At 38.7% G+C, this 23,352-nt stretch carries 14 protein-coding genes; 9 read left to right on the forward strand and 5 right to left on the reverse strand.

Annotated elements, in window-relative coordinates; translation table 11 throughout:
* Positions 1-10 precede the first annotated feature (10 nt).
* Both CZ225_RS19840 and CZ225_RS19845 read left to right on the forward strand, forming a co-directional pair.
* Positions 11-2,827 carry a M16 family metallopeptidase gene (locus CZ225_RS19840; RefSeq protein WP_159441793.1) on the forward strand — a complete coding sequence of 939 codons (2,817 nt, stop codon included), beginning with the start codon at positions 11-13 and terminating at the stop codon, positions 2,825-2,827.
* Positions 2,828-2,980: 153 nt separating this feature from the next.
* Positions 2,981-4,951 (forward strand): protein kinase domain-containing protein, encoded by a 1,971-nt coding sequence (locus CZ225_RS19845; RefSeq protein WP_077155176.1) that lies wholly within the window; start codon positions 2,981-2,983, stop codon positions 4,949-4,951.
* An 82-nt stretch (positions 4,952-5,033) separates the two neighbouring features.
* Here the strand turns inward: CZ225_RS19845 and CZ225_RS19850 are convergent, their stop codons facing one another.
* Positions 5,034-6,215, reverse strand: coding sequence for a MalY/PatB family protein (locus tag CZ225_RS19850; RefSeq protein ID WP_077155177.1), 1,182 nt, complete (start codon positions 6,213-6,215; stop codon positions 5,034-5,036).
* Positions 6,216-6,659: 444 nt separating this feature from the next.
* On the reverse strand, positions 6,660-8,051 hold the full coding sequence (locus CZ225_RS19855; RefSeq protein WP_077155178.1) for an FAD-dependent oxidoreductase: 1,392 nt from the start codon (positions 8,049-8,051) through the stop codon (positions 6,660-6,662).
* Between the two features lie 323 nt (positions 8,052-8,374).
* Between CZ225_RS19855 and CZ225_RS19860 the strand changes: the two genes are divergently transcribed.
* The 6 genes from CZ225_RS19860 to CZ225_RS19885 all read left to right on the forward strand — a co-directional run bounded on the left by CZ225_RS19860 (position 8,375) and on the right by CZ225_RS19885 (position 17,270).
* On the forward strand, positions 8,375-9,163 hold the full coding sequence (locus tag CZ225_RS19860; protein ID WP_077155902.1) for a Cof-type HAD-IIB family hydrolase: 789 nt from the start codon (positions 8,375-8,377) through the stop codon (positions 9,161-9,163).
* 21 nt (positions 9,164-9,184) lie between these two features.
* The gene (locus CZ225_RS19865; RefSeq protein ID WP_077155179.1) at positions 9,185-11,182 is read left to right on the forward strand and encodes a tetratricopeptide repeat protein; all 1,998 of its coding nucleotides are present in this window, start codon (positions 9,185-9,187) and stop codon (positions 11,180-11,182) included.
* 87 nt (positions 11,183-11,269) lie between these two features.
* Positions 11,270-13,081, forward strand: coding sequence for a S8 family serine peptidase (locus CZ225_RS19870; RefSeq protein ID WP_077155180.1), 1,812 nt, complete (start codon positions 11,270-11,272; stop codon positions 13,079-13,081).
* 20 nt (positions 13,082-13,101) lie between these two features.
* Positions 13,102-14,085, forward strand: coding sequence for a PorV/PorQ family protein (locus CZ225_RS19875; RefSeq protein ID WP_077155181.1), 984 nt, complete (start codon positions 13,102-13,104; stop codon positions 14,083-14,085).
* A 38-nt stretch (positions 14,086-14,123) separates the two neighbouring features.
* On the forward strand, positions 14,124-16,640 hold the full coding sequence (locus CZ225_RS19880; RefSeq protein WP_077155182.1) for an AsmA family protein: 2,517 nt from the start codon (positions 14,124-14,126) through the stop codon (positions 16,638-16,640).
* A 15-nt stretch (positions 16,641-16,655) separates the two neighbouring features.
* On the forward strand, positions 16,656-17,270 hold the full coding sequence (locus CZ225_RS19885) for an L-threonylcarbamoyladenylate synthase (protein ID WP_077155183.1): 615 nt from the start codon (positions 16,656-16,658) through the stop codon (positions 17,268-17,270).
* A 77-nt stretch (positions 17,271-17,347) separates the two neighbouring features.
* Here CZ225_RS19885 and nagB read toward each other — a convergent pair whose 3' ends face one another.
* The 3 genes from nagB to CZ225_RS19900 are packed head-to-tail and all read right to left on the reverse strand — an operon-like array spanning position 17,348 to position 20,433.
* Positions 17,348-18,160, reverse strand: coding sequence for a glucosamine-6-phosphate deaminase (nagB, locus tag CZ225_RS19890; RefSeq protein WP_077155184.1), 813 nt, complete (start codon positions 18,158-18,160; stop codon positions 17,348-17,350).
* A gap of 44 nt (positions 18,161-18,204) precedes the next feature.
* The gene (locus CZ225_RS19895) at positions 18,205-19,401 is read right to left on the reverse strand and encodes an FprA family A-type flavoprotein (RefSeq protein WP_077155185.1); all 1,197 of its coding nucleotides are present in this window, start codon (positions 19,399-19,401) and stop codon (positions 18,205-18,207) included.
* Positions 19,402-19,458: 57 nt separating this feature from the next.
* On the reverse strand, positions 19,459-20,433 hold the full coding sequence (locus CZ225_RS19900; RefSeq protein WP_077155186.1) for a tRNA modification radical SAM protein MnmL/YtqA: 975 nt from the start codon (positions 20,431-20,433) through the stop codon (positions 19,459-19,461).
* A 683-nt stretch (positions 20,434-21,116) separates the two neighbouring features.
* Here CZ225_RS19900 and CZ225_RS19905 point away from each other — a divergent pair.
* Entirely contained in the window at positions 21,117-23,321 is a 2,205-nt protein-coding gene (locus CZ225_RS19905) for a glycoside hydrolase family 3 C-terminal domain-containing protein (RefSeq protein ID WP_077155187.1), read from the forward strand.
* The last annotated feature ends 31 nt before the right edge of the window (positions 23,322-23,352 follow it).

The following is a 23,352-nucleotide window of genomic DNA, read 5'->3' on the forward strand; positions in this document are numbered from 1 at the left end:
AACAAGAGTTATGAACATAAAAATACCAATGCTTTTATTAGGGTTAATGTTGATTTATCCAGCATTCGTCACCGGACAAGAAAGTAAAACTTTTCTTTATCGCCCGTCACAAAAACTGCCTATAGACGAGAAAGTAAAAGTAGGCAAGCTAGATAATGGAATGACTTATTATATTCGTCACAATGCAGTGCCAGCCCAAAAAGCAGAATTGAGGTTAGTATTTAATGCCGGCTCTATCCTTGAAACGGATGAAGAGCAAGGACTTAGTCACTTTCTGGAACATATGTCGTTTACCGGAACGAGTTCTTTTCCGGGCACTGAACTGGTAAATAAACTGGAAGGAATCGGTGTACATTTGGGACGTGAACTCAATGCAGCTACTTTTTTTGAAGAAACAATATATTACTTGCCAATCCCAGTAGAACATATTGACTTAGGACTTCATATCTTGCAAGAATGGGCTATGAATCTGGCTTTGACAGAGAAAGCGATTGATCGCGAACGTGGAGTCATCATTGAAGAGCTACGTTTAGGAAAAGGAGCACCTACCCGTATAAGAGAGCAATATCTGCCCATTCTGTTTAAAGGCTCGGATTACCCCAAACGTTTACCAATAGGTAAAGAAGAGGTCATTGCAAATTTCCCCTATGATGTGCTTCGAAACTTTTATAAGAAATGGCACAGACCAGATCTGACTGCTATTATTGTAGTTGGGGACATTGATCCCGAAGCAATAGAAAAATCTATCAAAGAGAAATTTGCAGCCTATGCCATGCCCTCAAAGGTAGAAAAACGCACACATCATTATGTGCCTGACCACAAAGACTTGCGTGTAGCAGTTGCCACTGATAAAGAGACAAGTGGATGTTCTGTAGAAATTTCCTACAAACATAAGCCGGAGCAGATAGTAACACAGAAGGATTATCTAAAAAATATTTGTCACAGTTTATACTCTTCAATGGTGGATGCTCGTCTATCCGAAGCCACAGAACAAGGTACGGTTCCTTTTTCAGAAGCAGAAATAGGATACTCCAATTACTTTAGAGATGTAGATACTTACTCATGTTACGCCCGTTGCGCACCGGATAAAGTAACTGCAACACTTACAGCTCTGGCAGATGAGAACGAACGAATCAAACGATATGGATTTAGTGCTACAGAATTAGAGAGAGCTAAAAAGAAGCTGTTGGCAAAATATTACAGATGGTATGAGGAACGTGATAAAACAGCCTCTGACCTATATGCGGATGAGTGTCAAGTAAATTACCTGACTGGAAATCCGATGCCGGGAATTAGTTTTGAATATCATTTCTTATTAAACATACTTCCTACAGTAAGCGTAGATATGATAAATGAATTAGCTACGAAGTATATGACTAAGAAAAATAGAACGATCATCATTACCGGTCCGCAGGACAGAAGCTACTATCCTACCGATGATGAGCTACGAGCTATCCTGGAGGAAGCCCCGCGTAGAGACATCAAGCCTTATGATGAAGGGGAAATAGTGAATGAATTAATGAACTTCACTCCTGAAGCAGGAACAATCGCATCAGAAAAATATTTTTCCGATACCAATATAACGGAATGGACTTTGTCGAATGGTGTAAAGGTGGTGATTAAACCAACTGATTTTAAGAATAATCAAATTCTTTTCCGCGCCACATCTGATGGAGGATATAGTATGTTTGACGCAGACGATGACATGTCCGCCCTATATGCTACACGCATACAAGATGAAAGTGGAGTGAATGGCATCAATAACATTCAACTAAGAAGGTTAATGGTCGGCAAAGATATTTCGATCACTCAATCACTAGTTCTTTATAATGAGTCAATGTCCGGCAAATTTGGTTCTCAAGACATGAAAGAGTTCTTTCAATTGGTGTATTTATACCATACAGCTCCATATTTTGATAAAGCGGCCTTTGAACGCGTGATGCAAAAAGAACGTGCAGAATATGCTCATTTACTGGATAGCCCCGATCAATTCTTCGGATATGAGATAGACAAAATCATGAGTAACGGAAATAGCCGACATCTTCTTTGGCCTACTCCCGACAGACTAGATGAAGCAAATTTTGAAAAAGCTGTGGAAATATATAAAAATCGATTTGGCAATGCAGCAGGCTTCACTTATGTATTTGTAGGAAATGTTGATTTAGAAACATTGAAACCTTTTGTGTTAACTTACCTAGGAGGACTTCCTACGAATGCTTCAACCAAACGTTCGTTTGTAGAACAGAATTTTATTACCCCTACTGGTCCGAAAGAATATGTATTCCATAAAGGGAAAGATAATAAAGTAAATGTCAATCTCCGATTCTCAAAGAAAGTACCCTGGGATAAGGATACAGAGTTTTGCTACAATGCTTTTATAGATATACTCAACAGCCGTTTATACGAAAGTATGCGCATTGAGATGAGTGGTGTTTATGGTGTCCGTGTTTCAGGATCACTGAAAAAATTACATGAAGATTATGCCAAACTGAATCTTGCATTTGGTACAAATACAGAAGCTTATGAGAAATTATGCGACAGAGCAATACTTGAAATAAATAAGCTAATATCGGAGGGACCTACTCAGGAAGAAGTGGAACGTGTGAAACAGAAAAAAAGAGTAGCACTTGAGTCTGACTTGAAGTTAAACGGTATATGGTTATTGAATATATTCTATGCATACCGAAACCAAGAGAAAGTAGATTCTGAATCTAACCAAAGAGAACAGGTAGAGGCTTTGACTCCGGACAAGATTCAACGGGCCGGAGCAAAATGTATTGATACTTCTACGGTAATGAAGTTCGTGCTCTTACCCGAGAAACAATGACACAAAGCAAACACTCTACATAAACAAGAAGGAGAAGGTATCGAAGTCAGATATTACTATCATATTACTGTACCATCATTCGCTACCAACGACCTATCTTGATTTATACAAATATATCAACTATTTAAACAGAATTAAAAAAATCACACACTTATGAAACTACAGCCGGGTAGTCTCCTACAAGGAGGCAAATATAAGATTGAAAAGGTGTTGGGCCAAGGTGGCTTTGGTATTACTTATTTTGGAGTTCAGGTAGGCTTGAATCGTCGAGTAGCTATCAAGGAATTTTTTATAAAAGAATATTGTAATCGAGACACAAATACCTTACATATTAGTATTGGTTCGGAAGGCGGCCGCGAACTAGTGGAACGTTTTCGTCGAAAGTTCTTGAAAGAAGCAGAGATGATTGCTCATTTGAAAAATTCTCACATCATCAGTATTTACGACATATTTGAAGAAAATAATACAGCATATTATGTGATGGAATATATTGATGGAGGTTCTCTGAAAGATCGAGTAGAGAATAAAGGTGTATTGTCCGAAGCAGAAGCACTGTTTTATATCCGCCAGATAGCGGATGCTTTAAATTATATCCATCAGAATAAGATTCTCCATCTGGACGTGAAGCCCGCCAATGTGTTGCTAGAAGACGGACAAATCGCTATTCTAATCGATTTTGGCATTTCTAAACATTACGACAAATTGGATGGTCAGACTAGTACCACTCCTGTGGGAATCAGTAAAGGGTATGCTCCGCTTGAACAGTATCAACAAGGTGGAGTGCAAAACTTTGCTCCTTATACGGACATTTATTCGTTAGGGGCTACTTTATATTATTTACTGACCGGGAAGCAACCTCCTGAAGCTAATAACGTGTTCAATAACGGTATTCCCGCACTACCTCCATCAATTTCCGTTTCCACTGTGATGGCCATAGAGAAAGCTATGCAACCTCGTTGGAAAGACCGTCCGCAAAGCATCGTAGACTTTTTGGCTTTGCTGAATTCAAACGAAACGATAGTAGAAAACAAAATGGATAATGATGATGATACATTTGTTTCGGAAACGGAAAGAAAAGATACTTTATTCAAAAAAACAGTAAAAACGACGACAAATAAGAAACAAACAAACGCCGACAGAAAAATGAATCATAAATGGATTATCGGCATTGCTGTATTAATTGTTTCAGTTATTATTGGTTTTTGGGCTTCCGGAATAGAAGAAAAGACGGATGATATACTATTAGCCGCAGAAACGGACAGTATAATAATAGCTAACGATAGCATTGTTCCTGTTGTGGAGCCAACCACAAAAGACACAACTACCTCCTTGCCTCAAAACGAGGAAGATAAAGCGGAGCTTATTAAGGCTCAAAAACTTGCGGAAGAACAGAAACAACTCGAAGAACAGAAACGCCAAGCAGAACGTCTTGCCAAGGAACAACGGATCCGGGAACAAGAACAACTTGAAAAACAACGCCAAGCAGAGGAAGCACGCCTTGCTGCGCAACGACGTGCGGAAGAGCAGAAACTCCAAGAAGAAAAAGCAAAACAAAACATAACTGGAAAAGGAACTAAAACATTCTATGATTGCCGTTATGAAGGAGACTTAGTAGAAGGGAAACGGCATGGATCAGGTACAGCCTATTATAACAGTGGAGACGTATATGTAGGAGAATGGAAAGATGATAAGATGTGTGGACAGGGCTCATATAAAGATAAAGATGGGAATAAATATTCAGGAAGTTTTGCAAATGATATGATATATGGAAGAGGAAGATATGAATTTACTGATGGTACAATTTATACAGGAAACTTTAATAAAGGACAAATAGATGGAAAAGGAACTATGACCTTTCCTGACGGCTCAAAATACATTGGAAATTTCAATAATGGAATAAGAGAAGATACCGAAGCTACATATATTGATCCGGACGGAAATATATATACGGGAAATGTATCAAATGATGAAATGAATGGGAAAGGAACATTGACTTTTACTAATAAAAGCAAATATGTTGGAAACTTTAAGAATGGAATGATGCATGGATATGGAGTATATTATAATGCCGACGGATCAGTTGCTTACAGAGGAGAATGGGTTAATAATGAACCTGTTCAATAATAGGACATAATTTCCATTTATGTAGGAGCAAGAGGAAGGTAGTTTTTTATAGAAGAAAGATAAACACTTACATACTAGAGTATTATAATCTTTTGAAGAAGTTCGACTTACCTTCCTTTAATTGCTCCAATGCCTGTACAAGTGTAGCACGTGGGCAAGCAATATTCAATCGCATAAACCCCTCTCCTTCTTTACCGAATGTGGTTCCTGTATTCAATGCCAGATGTGCATCTTCTACAAATAGTTGGTTCAAATCATTCGGTGTTAGTCCTAATTCACGACAATCCAAGAAAATCAGATAAGAGGCCTGCGGACGAATCATTTTAATAGCAGGAATATTTTCTTTCAAGTAGCTTTCGGTGAAATCAATATTCCCTTTTATATATGCAATCACTTGATCCAGCCATTCAGTTCCATGACTATAAGCTGCTGCCACACTAAGATAAGCAAACAGATGTCCTTCATTAAATTCACTAGCCTCCATAAAGGTCCGGAAACGGTGAAGGATTTCTTCATTTTCAATAATCACATACGAACTAGCCAAACCAGGCATATTAAAGGCTTTACTTGGCGACATGAAAACAAGTGAATTCATCCGTGCCTTTTCTGAAATCAAAGCAAAAGTAAAATGCCTAAATGGCGGTAAAGTCAAGTCTGCATGAATCTCGTCAGAAATGACCAAAGTACCGCTATCATAGCAAATATCAGCAATCTGCGACAATTCTTCTTTTGTCCATACACGTCCTCCGGGATTGTGAGGATTACTCAAAATAAGTAACTTACAGCCCTGTACATCTTTCCTGAATCTATCAAAATCAATATGATACCGCCCGTCTCTTAAAATCAACGGACTATATACAACCTCACGCTCGTTCTTCTGCGACACTAGAAAGAAAGGGTGATAAACGGGAGGCATTACCATCACTTTATCTCCTTTTTCTGTGAAACATTGGATAGCAAATGCCAATCCACGAACAATGCCAGGGGTAAAGGTTAGCATTTCTTCCCGTATTGTCCATCCATGACGTTCTTTTAACCAATTAATAATAGACTCTGCCCATTCTTTACAAGCAAAAGTATAACCCAAAACTTCATGTTCCAAGCGTTTCCTCAAAGCCTCGACAACAAAAGGTGGTGTGCGAAAATCCATGTCGGCTACCCACATTGGAATCAGGTCATTGCGTCCCCAACGATCTTCTACAGCATCCCATTTTACAGAATTTGTACCCTTACGGTCTATTATTTCATCAAAATTATAGTTCATACGACGTTATACTTTTTTGTTAGATTCAACAAAAGTAACACAAATTTCTAAATTTATGGCATCTTATACTTATGATTGGCAAAAGTAAAAAACAAGTCTCATACTTTCAAGTTTATCAACAGTAAATTATGTATTAAAGGTAAGAATCTATTTTTAAAACTTTTAATTATAAGTATTTCTATCTCTAAATTATATCCGTATTCACATATAATTCTTTTCGTTTTCACATGTAGAGATGAAAAAGATACAATGTAAATACGAAAGATATTACATGTGGATACGAATATTTTTTTTAAAAAGATGATTGTTCTCCGAAGTTGAAGAACCTTATGAAACGATTCTCTTTTTAAAAGGCAAATGAAAAAGAATTGCTTTCCCACCGGGATTTAATTACCGGCAGTAAAGCAATTCTTTTAATATAAGCTTATTAAAATACAAGTATATTTATAGGAAATATTGTCCTTCTTCCTTCAGTCTCTTACGTAAGAATTTAACATCAATCGTGTGGACATCATTTTTTGTTTGTTTGATAGCATGCACAGCAGCCATTCCCGCAGCTTCACCAGTCACCAGACATGGTGGCATTACCCGTAAGCTACCAAAAGCTTCCTCGTCGGTGGATATGCAACGTCCTGCCGTCAAGACATTTTTCAAACCCTTAGGAGTCAGACAACGATAAGGTATACCATGAGATTCTCCTTTATTGTAACGTGTAGCTTTATGACCGGGTTTATGAACATCGATATAATAACTATTACGTCCAATCTCGTCCTCAAATGTCTTACGGTCCATCCAGTCTTGAACAGTAAAGATATAATCACCCTCAATTCGGCGACTATCTCTAACTCCCAACAAGGAAGCTGTTTTTACGACAAAAGAACTACCAAAAGTTTGCGGTTGAAATTCCTTCATTGCTCCCAAATATTGTCCGGCTATCTGTCTACCCTTAATCATAGCTTGGGTAGTAGCCCAAGGATCTGTCGAGTCCACATTCACAAGATGTCCCGCATTAAACTGCACGACACTCGGGCTTATCAGATTACTACACAAATGGCTATCTATCAAAGGATATTTGCCAGATGCAATAGCCGCATAGACCGGACTGTTTTTATTACTTGTATGCAGTGAGGGACCTGTCATATAACGATAGCTATCTACATTTGCCAATGAGAAACATAACGTAGAACTTTGTACATTCCCTTCATCATCTCCTCTTTTGAATGAAGCACCAGCCCAAGCCGCTAGATCTCCATCACCCGTTGCATCGATAAACACCTTTGCCTTAAAAGCAACAAGTCCGGACTTATTTGCCACAATAATGGCATCTACTTTATCATTAGCGTCCATTTCTACAGCCGCTACACGTGAGAAGAAAAGTACTTGTGCTCCTGATTCTGTAACCATCCGGTCATAAACCGTCATCAAATGTTCCGGATTTATATTGACCCAATTCAAATTTTGTTTTTTCTCATGTGGTACGCCGGCTTTTGAAGCATTAAATATCTTCTCTGCCAAACCTCTATAAATGATCTTTTCGCCATCAGAAAATGGACACCATGCGGGCACCATTCCAGCTGTTCCCATTCCGCCAAGTTGCCCCATAGCTTCAATAAGTAAGGTTTTAGCCCCTTCTCTTGCGGCCGAAATCGCTGCAGTACAACCTCCCGGTCCTCCACCAACTACAATAACATCCCATCGGTCATCTACTGCAACCTTAGCATTCTTCAAATTCATTTTGCGTTGTGGTGTTTCTTCTCCTTGTACATTGAGAGCTGGAGTAGCGAAAGCTGCCGTAATGAGTCCGGCTCTTTTTAAAAAGTCTCTTCTTGAAGTCATAACAATCTGTTTTTCATTATATTTATAGTATCTATATGTAACTTATTAATAGTGGATATACTTTAATTATAGACCGTAAGTTCTCCTTTATCTATCAAGCTGCTAATGTAATTTTTTTATTTTTAATATCAATCATATTTTTCGATACTTTTGCAATTCAGGGCAGTAAGTTCTTGTCAAAATGTTTGTTATAGCAGGTTAATGCTAATAAATAGTCTACAATGAAGCCCTAAAATCACTTTATGCACTAGGTTTATAGTGGTAAAACAATTATCTTTGCTACATGTTTATTAGGAATGTATACTCATTTCAAAAAGAATTTTATGACAAAAGCTTTATTTTTTGATATAGACGGAACGTTAGTCAGTTTTGAGACTCATCGTATCCCGACATCTACCATTAAGGCATTGGAAGAAGCCCATGCTAAAGGTAATAAGATTTTTATTGCTACCGGACGTTCCAAAGCTATCATTAATAATCTTTCCGAATTACAGGATCGTAATTTGATTGATGGATATATAACGATGAACGGTGCTTATTGCTTTGTCGGTAATGAAGTTATTTATAAAAGCATCATTCCGCATGATGAAGTAGAAGCAATGGCGACATTCTGCGAAAAGAAAGGTGTTCCCTGCATTTTTGTAGAAGAACATCATATTTCAGTCTGCCAACCTAATGAATTGGTAAAGCAAATTTTCTATGATTTCCTACATGTAAATACGATCCCGACTGTTTCTTTTGAAGAGGCAACCAGCAAAGAAATCATCCAAATGACCCCTTTTATCACTGAAGAAGAAGAGAAGGAAGTGCGTCCCTATATTCCAACTTGCGAAGTAGGGCGTTGGTATCATGCCTTTGCCGATATTACAGCCAAAGGTGTTACCAAACAAAAGGGTATTGACGAAATAATCCGCTTCTTTGGGATAAAATTGAAAGATACGATGGCTTTCGGAGACGGGGGTAACGATATCAGTATGCTACGCCATGCAGCTATCGGAGTAGCTATGGGACAAGCAAAGGAAGATGTGAAAGCCGCAGCAGATTATATCACGACTCCTGTTGATGAAGATGGAATCAGTAACGCAATGAAACATTTTGGAATTATTGATTAATCGGAGTTGTAGCACAAAAAAATGAGCATAGATACCAGTAATGCAGCTTTTCAGGATGCTCTCAACCTGATCCGATATACTCGCCAATCGGTTTTTCTTACCGGGAAAGCGGGTACCGGAAAATCAACATTCCTGCGTCATATCTGCGAACAGACCAAAAAGAAACACGTGGTTCTAGCACCGACTGGTATTGCCGCGATCAATGCCGGAGGGAGTACTATGCACAGTTTTTTCAAACTGCCATTCTATCCTTTATTACCGGATGATCCGAATTTAAGTTTGCAACGTGGACGTATCCACGAATTTTTCAAATATACCAAGCCACACCGCAAACTGTTGGAACAGATCGAACTTGTGATTATCGACGAGATTTCAATGGTACGGGCGGATATCATTGATGCGATTGATCGTATTCTACGTGTATATTCTCACAATTTACGCGAACCTTTCGGGGGAAAACAAATCTTGTTGGTAGGAGACGTATTCCAATTGGAACCTGTCGTAAAGAATGACGAACGAGAAATACTGAATCGTTCCTACCCTACTCCTTATTTTTTCTCTGCACGCGTATTCAACCAGATCGATCTTGTATCCATTGAACTTCAAAAGGTGTATCGTCAGACTGACCAAGTGTTTGTCAATGTCCTCAATCATATTCGTACTAATACTGCCGGAGCTGCCGACTTGCAACTATTAAATACTCGTTACGGAACCCGGATTGAAGAATCGGAAGCTGATATGTATATTACCCTGGCTACCCGAAGGGATACGGTCGATTCTATTAACGACAAGAAGTTAGCCGAACTTCCGGGAGAACCGATCACTTTTGAAGGAAGTATTGAAGGGGATTTTCCTGAAAGTAGTCTTCCGACCTCACAAGAACTCGTATTAAAACCCGGAGCGCAGGTCATTTTTATCAAGAATGATTTCGACCGCCGATGGGTAAATGGTACTATTGGAGTCATTGCCGGTCTTGACGAAGAAGAAGAAACGATTTATGTCATAACCGATGATGGCAAAGAATGTGATGTGAAGAGGGAGTCATGGCGAAATATTCGTTATCGTTACAACGAGAAAACCAAGGAGATAGAAGAAGAAGTATTGGGTAGTTTCACACAATACCCTATTCGTCTGGCATGGGCTATTACTGTCCATAAAAGCCAGGGATTAACTTTTAGCCGGGTAGTTATAGATTTTACAGGGGGCGTGTTTGCAGGAGGCCAAGCTTATGTAGCTCTCAGCCGTTGCACCTCGTTAGATGGTATTCAATTGAAAAAGCCCATTAATCGGGCAGATATCTTTGTCCGACCGGAAATAGTAAATTTTGCCGGACGCTTCAATGACCGACAAGCAATTGATAAAGCTTTGAAACAGGCACAAGCTGATATGCAATATGCTGCTGCCGGACATGCTTTCGATAAGGGAGACATGGAAGAATGTCTGGAACAATTCTTTCTTGCTATTCATTCGCGGTATGATATTGAGAAACCCGTTGTCCGCCGTTTGATCCGCCGTAAACTTGGTATTATCAATACCTTAAAAGAGCAAAATAAAAATCTTAAAGAACAAATGAGAAAACAACAGGAACAATTGCGTGAATATGCTCATGAATATGTATTGATGGGAAATGAATGTATCACCCAGGCACATGATGCACGAGCCGCTCTTGCCAACTACGACAAGGCTCTTAGTCTCGATCCCAATTATCTGGATGCATGGATTAGAAAAGGGATTACCCTTTTCAACCAAAAGCAATACTTCGATGCTGAAAATTGTTTTAATACGGCTGTCAGTCTGAGACCGACTGAATTTAAAGCTGTTTATAATCGGGGAAAACTCCGACTAAAACTTGACAACACAGAAGGTGCTATTGCCGATCTGGACAAAGCAACTTCACTGAAACCGGAACATGCAGGTGCTCATGAACTCTTTGGTGATGCCCTGCTGAAAGTTGGAAAAGAAGAGGAAGCTGCCTTACAATGGCGCATTGCTGAAGAAATCAGAAAGAAGAAACCATAAAATCATTTGGTTTTTACAATTGAAAACGTAACTTTGTGCAACTCTTCGTTGTTTAATAGCTGATTAGATAGATTTAATACTTGTTATATGAAGAAATTTATTTTATTGTTTCTTTCCATCTGCTGGCTGACCGCTTGTAGTGACGAAACAGATTTCAATATCTCCTCTGAAGAGGAAATTGTAATAGATAACACGACACCTGATTTTTCAGAAGATGATGTTGTGAAAGGTCTAATGAGAATCAAACTAAAAGAAGAACCGAAAGAACAGGTAACTGTCAGAAGTATCAACGGAAAGGTTTCCACAGGAATACAAGCTTTAGATGGTTCTGCTTCTATCCTTAAGGTTACCCGAATGGAACGTACTTTCCCTTACTCTGAGAAATATGAAGAACGTACACGCAGAGAAGGATTACATCTTTGGTATGACGTATGGTACTCAGAAGAAGTAGCAACGACTCGTGCTGTAAATGATATCAAAATATTGGATGGAGTAGAGATTGCTTGTCCTGTCCATAAAGTTTCAACCAGAGCTGCTGTACTTCCTTGGGATGATCCGTATATTGACAAGCAATGGAACTTCTATAATCCGGGAACTGAAGATTGGCAAGTAGCCGGTGCAGATATCCGGTTAGCAGATGTATGGGAACAATACAACGGAAATCCCAATATCATCGTAGCAGTAATAGACGAAGGTGTAGATGTTACTCACCCGGATTTATATGATAATTTATGGATAAATCCGAATGAAATCCCTGGAAATGGTATAGATGATGATGGGAATGGATATATAGATGATGTACATGGTTACAATTTTGCAGCTAATAGTCCTCATATAAGCCCATACAGTCATGCTACACATGTAGCAGGAATTATTGGTGCCGTTAACAATAACGGGGAAGGAGTATCTGGAATTGCAGGCGGAAACGGTACTCCAAACAGTGGAGTAAAAATCATGTGTTGCCAAATGCTTGATGGCTTTCGTGATTCAAAAGGTGCTTCTGCCATCAAATACGCAGCAGACAACGGAGCAATTATTTGCCAAAACAGTTGGGGATATGACAATAACAGTTCATTAGATCCTGTTGATAAAGAAGCCATTGACTATTTTATTAAATATGCCGGTTGTGATAATGATGGGAATCAATTACCTGACAGCCCTATGAAGGGAGGTATTGTTCTTTTTGCTACGAATAACAACAATAGTTCCAATCCTAAAAACGCAACTCCGGCAGACTATGAGAAAGTAATAGGAGTGGCAGCGATAGGTGCTGATTATAAAAAAGGTTCTTACTCGAATTACGGTGAGTATATAGATATCTGTGCTCCGGGCGGAGAAAACAAAAAGTTAAATCCTAACAATGTTGTACCTGATAAAGAAATATATAGTACATTCTCATATGGTGCATACGGCTATCTATATGGAGCTTCTATGGCATGTCCCCATGTTTCCGGCGTGGCTGCTCTTGTTATTGAAAAGTACGGAGTTGGGAAAAAGGGCTTTACAGCAGAACAGCTAAAAGAAATTCTGTTAAGCACTGCTTATGATGTTGATTCTTACAACCCCAATTATATCGGTCAATTAGGTAATGGATGTGTAAATGCAAAGGCAGCTCTACAAGCAGAACTTCCCAATATTGAAACTAACAGCAAAAACTTTCTTTTAAAGTCAAACCCGGTTACTAATGGAATATTATTATTTCGTGTAAATTATGAATTGGGAGGAAATGCAACTGTTACAATTTATAATAATCTGGGCAACAAAGTATTCCGTAAAAGTATTACTGCTAAACAATATATGACGACTTCGCTGGATATAAGCAAATTAGCGGGAGGATATTATACGATGGAATACGAATGTAATGGTAAAAACATTAAAGAAAGGTTCATTAAATATTAATTTAAACCGAATATATACATATGAAAAAAATAGTGCTCAGTATCCTTATCCTTACTTTCGCATGGAATGTAAAAGCACAGGATGATTTAGCTCCTATCAATACCGGAGCAGTCAACTTCCTTACTATTACCCCTGATGCACGTAGCGCAGGAATGGGAGGTGCAAGTGTTGCACTACCCGGCAACAATAATGCTGTTTTTTATAACGGAGCAACATCGGTTATCAGCCCTGAAAATGGAGGTGTCACTTATACTTTTGCACCTATCATGCGCGACTATGATTCCGGACATTCTTTAAACAGCCTTGGTGGTTTTTATAAAATCAATCAACGCAATGTCATTTTGGGTGGATTTCGTTATTACAATTATCCCTCTTTGGATGTATTTAATAGTAATAATGAAAAATACGAAAGCATAAGTCCTAAAGAATGGGTGATTGATTTGGGATATGCACGCGAAATAATTCCTAACTTAGCTGTATCGGCAACAGCCAAGCTGATCCATTCTGATATGGGTAGTTTTGGAGGTGCCAAAAGTGCAAATGCCTTTGCTGTCGATTTTGGTGCTATTTATCGAAGAAGTTTCAAACTTCTGAATGATGCAAGTTGGACAGCCGGAGTTCAATTCAGTAATCTTGGTTCAAAAGTCAAGTATCTGAATACTAAAGAAAGTCTGCCTGCTTTTGTTAAAGCCGGCGGTTCGGTCGATTTATCTTTTAATCAGATCCACCGATTGATAGTGGCTGCCGATTTAGGTTACAGAATGTTTCCTTCTGACGTACGGTCGCTCGGAGTCAGTGCAGGAGCTGAATATACTTTAGTGAAACATTTCAAATTCCGAGGAGGATATCATTATGGAGACAAAAAGAAAGGAGATGCAAGTTATGCTACAGCAGGCTTAGGAGTACATTATCTTGGGGGACAAGTAGACTTTTCATGGTTGTTTGCGGAAAAGAATATTCCTATGAGAAACTCCTACTGGTTATCTTTCGGTTACGCTTTCTAACAGAATTTATTATTTACTCAACAATAAAAAGTCGTTTTATGAAAAAAGGTTTGAAAATCGCAGCTATCACAGTAGGAGTCATTATTATACTTATGCTCCTCATCCCCTTTGCCTTCCAAGGTAAAATAGCAGGGATTGTAAAAACAGAAGGCAATAAAATGCTTAATGCACAATTTGATTTTAAAGACCTAAGTATTAGCTTATTCCGAGATTTTCCACAAGCTTCTGTCATACTAGAAGATTTCTGGTTGAAAGGAACAGGTGAATTTGCTAATGATACTCTTGTACAAGCAGGAAAAGTAACAGCTGCTATCAATCTGTTTTCTCTCTTTGGAGATAACGGATACGATATTTCAAAAATTTCTATTGAAGATACTCGTCTACATGCTATTGTTCTTCCCGACGGACGTGCCAATTGGGATATTATGAAACCCGATTCAACGGAAAACTTAAATACGTCTGAGGAAAATACAGAAGAATCCTCCCCTTTCAAAGTCAAATTACAACGTTTTGTAATCAAGGATATGGACTTGATTTATGATGACCAACAAGGCAAAATGTATGCAGATATCCGCAAGTTCAATGCTCTATGTGCCGGAGATTTAAGTAGTGACCACACCACTCTGAAGTTGGAAGCTGCCACTGAAGCACTAACTTATCAAATGAATGGCATTCCTTTTCTTGCTAATGCAAAGATTTCTACAAAAATGGACGTAGACGCCGATCTGGCCAACAATAAATATACATTAAAGGATAATACCTTCCAACTTAATGCAATTAAAGCAGGAATCGATGGATGGGTTGCTTTAGAAGACCCGGCAATCGACATGGATTTGAAACTTAATACCAATGATATAGGGTTTAAAGAGATTCTGTCACTCATTCCTGCCATCTATGCAACCGAATTTTCCAGCTTAAAGACGGATGGAACTGCCACTCTTACTGCATCAGCCAAAGGTATTTTACAAGGAGACACTGTTCCTTCATTCAATATCGATATGCAAGTCAAAAACGCCATGTTCCGTTATCCTGCTTTACCGGCAGGTGTAGACCAAATCAATATTAGTGCCAATGTACAGAATCCAGGAGGTAACATTGACCTAACTACTATCAACATCAACCCTTTCAGTTTCAACCTAGCAGGTAATCCGTTTAAACTGATAGCTGACGTAAAGACTCCGATCAGTGATCCGGACTTCAAAGCAGAAGCCAAAGGTATACTCAACTTGGGAATGATCAAACAGGTTTATCCAATGGATGACATGGCTCTGAACGGAACAATTAATGCCGATATGCAAATGTCCGGACGGCTTTCATATATAGAAAAGGAACAATATGATGATTTCAAAGCATCCGGTACGATTAATCTGACGGATATGAAACTCAAAATGAAAGATATGCCGGATGTGGAAATAAAGAAATCACTCTTTACTTTTACCCCTCAATATCTCCAACTAAGCGAAACTACCGTCAATATGGGTAAGAATGACATTACAGCCGATAGTCGTTTCGAGAACTATATAGGGTATGCATTGAAAGGTACGACTTTAAAAGGCAATCTTAATATTCATTCGAATTATTTTAATCTGAACGATTTTATGACTGCTTCGACTGATAGTACAGCCACTGCCTCAACTTCGGGTGAAGCCAGTGCAACTGATTCTATTCCAGTAACAGGTGTTTTCGAAGTTCCCAGTAATCTTGATCTTCAAATGGATGCAAACTTAAAGCAAGTATTGCTTGACAAAATGGCATTCAACAATATGAACGGCAAACTTATCATTAAGGATGGCAAAGTAGATATGAAGAATCTCTCCATGAACACAATGGGAGGCAATGCAGTTATGAATGGCTACTACTCTACTGCCAACGCGAAGAAACCGGAAGTAAAAGCTGGGTTCAAACTCACAGATATCAGTTTTTCGCAAGCATACAAAGAGCTGGATATGATACAGAAACTCGCTCCAATTTTTGAGAATCTGAAAGGTAATTTCTCCGGTGGTATCAACATACTGACAGATTTGGATGCAACTATGAGTCCGGTATTAAATACCCTACAAGGAGATGGCAGCTTATCTGTACGTGATCTTAGCCTCAGTGGAGTAAAATCCATTGACCAGATTGCCGATGCCATCAAACAACCAAGCCTTAAAGACATGAAGGTGAAAGATATGAAAATAGATTTCACGATTAAGGATGGTAGGGTCAATACCCAACCTTTCGATATTAAAATGGGAGATTATACATTGAATCTTTCCGGTAGCACCGGCCTGGATCAGACGATTGATTATACAGGTAAGATCAAACTTCCCGCTTCTGCCAATTTTGCTAAAATATCGACGGTAGATCTGAAAATCGACGGTTCATTTAGTTCTCCCAAAGTCAATGTCGATATGAAGAGTATGGCGAATCAAGCTATTGAATCTGCAGCCGAAGAAGCAATCGGTCAATTGGGTAAAAAGCTAGGTCTGGACGGTGGATCTAATGCGAATAAAGATTCTGTCAAACAAAAAGCGACAGAGAAAGCTTTAGATCTCTTGAAGAAATTGAAATAGATAAAAAGTAAACTTATGCTTTTAAAACTATATGATAAAAATAATAACCAGCAAGATTTGCAACGGGTTATTGACATCTTAAATGATGGCGGACTTATCATTTATCCTACAGATACGACGTATGCCATTGGTTGCCACGGACTGAAAGAACGTGCTATCGAACGCATCTGCCGAATCAAAGACATCGATCCACGCAAAAACAATTTATCTATCATCTGTTATGATTTAAGCAGTATCAGTGAATACGCCAAAGTGGACAATAGCGTTTTCAAACTGATGAAACATAATCTTCCCGGTCCGTTCACTTTTATTCTGAATGGAACAAACCGTCTGCCCAAAATCTTCCGTAACCGGAAAGAAGTAGGTATTCGTATGCCTAACAACCATATTATACGTGAAATAGCTCGCCTATTGGATGCTCCCATTATGACTACTACTCTCCCTTACAAGGAGCATGAGGAACTGGAATATATGACTGATCCGGAATTAATAAATGAAAAATTCGGAGATATCGTAGATCTGGTAATCGATGGAGGTATCGGAGGAATAGAACCATCAACAGTGGTAAAATGTACAGATGTTGAACCGGAAATAGTCCGGCAAGGTAAAGGCTGGTTGGAAGAAATCTAAGAGACTTGATATAAAATGGGCTACCATCACTTCAAACGTGAGGCAGCCCATTTCTTATTTCAATTAAGAATTACCGATTACTTAATTAATGATTCCGGATCCAAATGTCCGGCTTCAATATCTTTAAAATAACGGTAAGTACCCACTCGCAGTTCTTCAGTCGCAGCATCATCACAAACAATGATTCCTTTTTCATGCATCTGCAAAGCACTAATAGTCCACATTTGAGTGATTGGTCCCTCTACTGCTTGATACAATGCACGAGCCTTATTATGGCCATTAACGATAATCATCACTTCCTTAGCAGAAAGTACAGTACCTACACCCACAGTCAAAGCTGTTTTAGGAACCTTATTAATATCATTATCAAAGAAACGGGAGTTGGCAATAATCGTATCTGTAGTCAGCGTTTTCTGACGGGTACGTGAAGTTAAAGAGGATCCCGGTTCATTGAAAGCAATATGTCCGTCAGGACCGATCCCCCCCATGAAAAGGTCGATACCACCATAAGACTTAATTTTTTCTTCATAACGTGCACATTCTGCATCCAAATCAGGAGCATTACCGTTCAGAATGTTAGTATTCTCCGGTTTGATATCAATGTGGCCAAAGAAATTGTTCCACATAAATGAATAGTAACTCTCCGGATGTTCTTTCGGTAATCCTACATATTCATCCATGTTGAATGTTACAACATTCTGGAAAGAAACGATTCCTTTTTTATTCAGATCAATCAAAGCTTTATACATACCCAAAGGAGAAGATCCGGTAGGGCAACCCAATACAAATGGTTCATCAGGAGTTGGATTGGCAGATTTTATTTTAGCAGCAACATAATGTGCAGCCCACAGAGATACGGACTGATAGTCCGGCTGAATAATAAGTCTCATAAGTCGATTATTTTATAGGTTAGTCAAATATTTTTCTATCACTATTAACGGTCTTTCTTCAAACGGTCCGCCATGGCACGAGCCAGATTCTCACATTGAGTATAGGTAATGTCCTGCATTGCCTGTTTCATTTCCACCGGATTGCCTACCAACTCAAATTTACTTTTTTCTGCAAATTCAGCCATACGCTTCACAGCAGCACCTGCCCATGTGAAAGATCCAAACAATCCCAAATAACGTCCTTTAAGCTCACGCACTAAAATCTTAGATAATAGAGATTCCACCTCCGGGAAAATATGATTGCTATAAGTAGGAGAACCAATAATTAATCCCTTATACCGGAAAATATCCGCTATAATATAAGATGGGTGACTCTTAGCCACATTGTGCATGACAATATTTTTAATACCTTGTGCAGAAAGTTCTGCGGCAATTGCTTCAGCCATTTGTTCCGTGTTTCCGTACATGCTGCCATAAGCTATCACTACACCTTCGTCAGCATCATAACGACTCAAACGGTCATAAATGCCAATCACTTTCGCTATATTCTCCGTCCAGACAGGTCCGTGAGTAGAACAAATGGTAGATATAGGAAGCCCTCCCAATTTCTGCAAAGCTTTTTGAACGGGGCTACCATATTTCCCTACGATATTTGAATAATAACGAACCATCTCTCCCCAATATTTATCCAGATTCATACGGGTATCCAGGAAACCGCCATCCAGCGTACCGAAACAACCGAATCCATCACCAGAAAAAAGAACACCGTCCGTTTCATCAAATGTCATCATCGTTTCCGGCCAATGCACCATAGGGGTCATATAAAAACGAAGTTTATGACGACCTAAAGCAAGGAAATCTCCGTCTTTTACCAAATATTGTTCACCAGTCACTCCATAGAAACCTTCAATCATACCGAATGTTTGTTTATTACCTACGATAATAATATTCGGATAATGTTGCTTAATCAATCGGATAGATCCTGAATGATCCGGTTCCATATGGTTTATAATCAGATAATCGATAGGACGTTCGCCAATCACTTGTTTGATTTTACGCAGATATACCTCAAAATAACAGATATCAACTGTGTCAATCAAAGCAATCATTTCATCATCAATCAGATAAGAGTTATACGAAACTCCGTAGGGTAACGGCCACATCGATTCAAAACGATGTTTACTACGGTCATTCACTCCCACATAGTGGATATTTCCTTTAATTCTTGTTTTCTGTTCCATTCTTCAACTTTAATTAATTTCTCCTCACCACCTTATATCTTTTTTAAAGTCCGATATCTATTCAATGGTGAACTTATCATCTGCAAAAATAACTCTTTTTTCTGAATCCTTATACCTCTTCCCCTGATAAGCCCCCCTTTCTTTCATTCTTTTTTGCAAACGAGTTACAAATTCATAATTTTTTAATCCCCAATCCGGAGCAATCAACAACTCTTTAGGAGATTGAGAGATAAAACGCTCTACTACCAAATCAGGACGTAAATGTTCCACATAATCAATTACCAGATCAATATATTCATCAACTTCCATAAATAAATGAAAGTCAGATGGATTATCCATATACTCCTTCGCCATACGAGTTCCACGTATCAACTGTAGTTGATGAATTTTTAGAGTTGAGATCGGCAACTCTGAAAGGATTTCGGCCTGCATCACCATAGTATCATGAGATTCTCCGGGAAGTCCCAGAATTATATGCCCTCCGGTTAAGATGCCACAATCGGCAGTACGCCGAACTGCTTCAACTGTATCCTTATAAGTATGTCCCCTGTTAATGCGCTGCAAAGTCTCATCCAAAGTACTTTCCATTCCATATTCTACCATTAAAAAAGTATTTCGGTTCAATTCTTCCAAATAACGAAGTAAATCTTCCGGCATACAATCCGGTCGCGTACCAATAACCAGACCGACTACTCCTTCAACTTCCAAAGCCTCTTCATATTTTCTTTTTAATCCCTCCAATTCCGCATATGTATTCGTATAAGCTTGAAAATATGCCAGATATTTCATTTCCGGATATTTATGGGCAAAGAAGCACTTTCCTTCTTCCAACTGAACAGCAATTGGCTTTTCCGTCCGACAATAGTCCGGATTGAATGTCTGATTATTGCAGTAAGTACATCCTCCCCATCCTTTTGTACCATCACGATTGGGACATGTGAAACCTGCATTCAATGATATTTTTTGTACCTTATAAGAAAAATACTTTTTTAGAAAAGTGGGGAAGTCATTATATAAAAAATTCTCATTCATATACTTCTGGATTACTTCTTAGTTGAATTGACAAAGGTAGTAAAAATCAATGAATCCTAAAAGTCATCCCAAAATATATTCAATATATCAAAATATTCATAAAGTTTATAAGATATTTTAATATATGTAGCTGATTATAAAAATTATTAATTAATTTTGCCTAGATTTTAGGCAATGACGAGAGGACACTTGTGAAAGTATTGTGCAATTTATTCCCCAATTATGATTTCATCTCACCATACCCCATGCAACTCTCGTCAAGAAAATTTCCTCTTTATATCCAAAATAAGGACGTAAAGAGGATTTTTTTAAAGCTTTTTATTAAAACTCATTATGAAATATAAATAATCAACTGTCAATAAAGAGCATACACTTTATTAGATATAAAAATACAGATAAAAAACTTTTTTTACTCAATTTTCTATTTAAACTTTTAATTCCGCATTGTTTTTCTTATTTTTGCTTAAACATTAAAACAATTACTATGAAACGACTAATAATTTTGTACCTTCCACCAATTTCTGAACAGCTCGTCGCTAACCGGAAATTCTATTAGGAAAATTATTTTTTATCAGTAACATCACTCTAAAGGGATCACTAATAGTAAAATGATGGATAAGTACTCTTTTCCTGATATTTAAGGAGAATTGAATTTGTTAAACAAAGTCCAAAACTATAAAGTAATGATAAGACAGTGGATAATAGCATGCTTTGCAGTAACCTGCACATTCCAAACACAGGCGCAGAACAATGCCCCAGAACAGTATCCTTATCAGGATATCTCACTCTCAGCCGAACAACGGGCAGATGACTTACTCCAACGACTAACGTTGGAAGAAAAAGTATCTTTAATGCAAAATGCCTCACCAGCCATTCCACGTCTCGGCATTAAGCCATACGAATGGTGGAGCGAAGCTCTTCATGGCATAGCACGTGCGGGACGGGCTACTGTTTTTCCTCAATCTATCGGTATGGCCGCCTCTTTCGATGATGCTTTGCTTTATGAGGTATTCAATGCTGTATCAGATGAAGCACGTGCCAAAAATCGCAATTTCAATGAAAAAGGGCAATATGACCGTTATAAAGGTCTTACAGTATGGACTCCTAATATCAATATCTTTCGTGACCCGCGTTGGGGACGTGGACAAGAAACCTATGGAGAAGATCCTTACCTGACAGGTCGGATGGGTATGGCCGTAGTCAGAGGTTTACAAGGACCGGAAGATGCCAAATATAATAAACTTCATGCCTGCGCCAAACACTATGCCGTACATTCCGGTCCGGAATGGAATCGCCATAATTTCAATGCTGAAAATATAGATCCCAGAGATTTATGGGAAACTTATCTTCCGGCATTTAAAGATTTGGTACAAAAAGCTGGAGTAAAAGAAGTGATGTGTGCTTACAACCGTTTTGAAGGTGACCCATGTTGTGGTAGCAAACGTCTACTCACGCAGATTCTCCGTAACGAATGGGGATACAAAGGAATTGTTGTTTCCGATTGCGGAGCTATTGGAGATTTCTTCCAACCTCACCATCACAATACTCATCCGGATGCGGCCCACGCTTCTGCAGATGCAGTTCTGAGCGGTACTGATCTTGAGTGTGGAGATAACTACAAGAGTATTACAGAAGCCGCAAAGCAAGGATTAATTTCAGAAGAAAAAATCAACACTTCCGTCAGAAGATTATTAAAAGCACGTTTTGAACTGGGAGAGATGAATCCAACCCATCCTTGGGCGGAAATACCTTATTCAGTTGTTGATTGCCCTAAACATAAAGAATTGGCACTAAAAATAGCACATGAAAGTCTAGTGCTGTTACAAAACAAAAATAACCTACTCCCTTTAAACCGTCAGATGAAAGTCGCTGTGATCGGTCCAAATGCTAATGATTCTGTCATGCAATGGGGTAATTACAATGGTTTCCCGTCACATACCGTCACTTTATTGGAAGGAATCAGAGCGAAACTACCTCAGGCACAAATTATTTATGAACCTATATGTGGACTCACAGATGCTATCCATTCAAAAGATAATAATGTACAGAAATCTGTTCTGAATGAACAAGTACTTATGGACAAAGTGAAAGATGCGGACGTTATCATTTTTGCCGGAGGTATCTCGCCACAATTGGAAGGAGAAGAAATGGATGTATCAGTTACCGGATTCAAAGATGGTGACCGCACAGACATCGAATTACCGGCTATTCAACGTGAAGTTCTTTCTCTTCTAAAGAATAATGGAAAGAAAGTCGTATTCATTAATTTCTCAGGTTCGGCAATGGCAATTGTTCCCGAGAGTGAGAACTGTAACGCTATTCTGCAAGCTTGGTATCCCGGTCAAGCAGGTGGATCAGCTATTGCAGACGTACTTTTTGGAGATTACAATCCATCCGGACGTCTACCTATTACATTCTATAAAAGTTTGGAACAATTACCGGATTATGAAAACTATTCGATGAAAGGACGTACTTATCGCTACATGACTGAAGAACCGCTATTTCCTTTCGGCTATGGATTGAGTTATACACGCTTTTCTTACGGAAAGGCTAAGTTGAATCAATCAAAACTGCATAAAGGAGAAAAGGTTATTCTCACTATTCCAGTGAGGAATGTCGGACAACAGGATGGAGCAGATGTTGTACAAGTGTATATTAGTCGCCCGGACGATAAGGAAGGACCACAAAAGACTCTTCGGGCTTTCCAGAGAGTGAATATAGTTAAAGGTGAAAAACAGAATGTAAATATTGAGCTTCCTTATGATTCATTCGAATGGTTTGATTCAACGACCAATACTATGCATCCCATTGATGGAACATATAAAATATATTATGGGAGCAGTTCGAAGGCGGAAGATTTACGATCCATTAATATTCAGATTCAATAAACAGGTAGCCTAAATTCAAAAAAGAAGTGCC

This window comes from Bacteroides bouchesdurhonensis (assembly GCF_900155865.1).
Classification (GTDB): Bacteria; Bacteroidota; Bacteroidia; order Bacteroidales; family Bacteroidaceae; genus Bacteroides; species Bacteroides bouchesdurhonensis.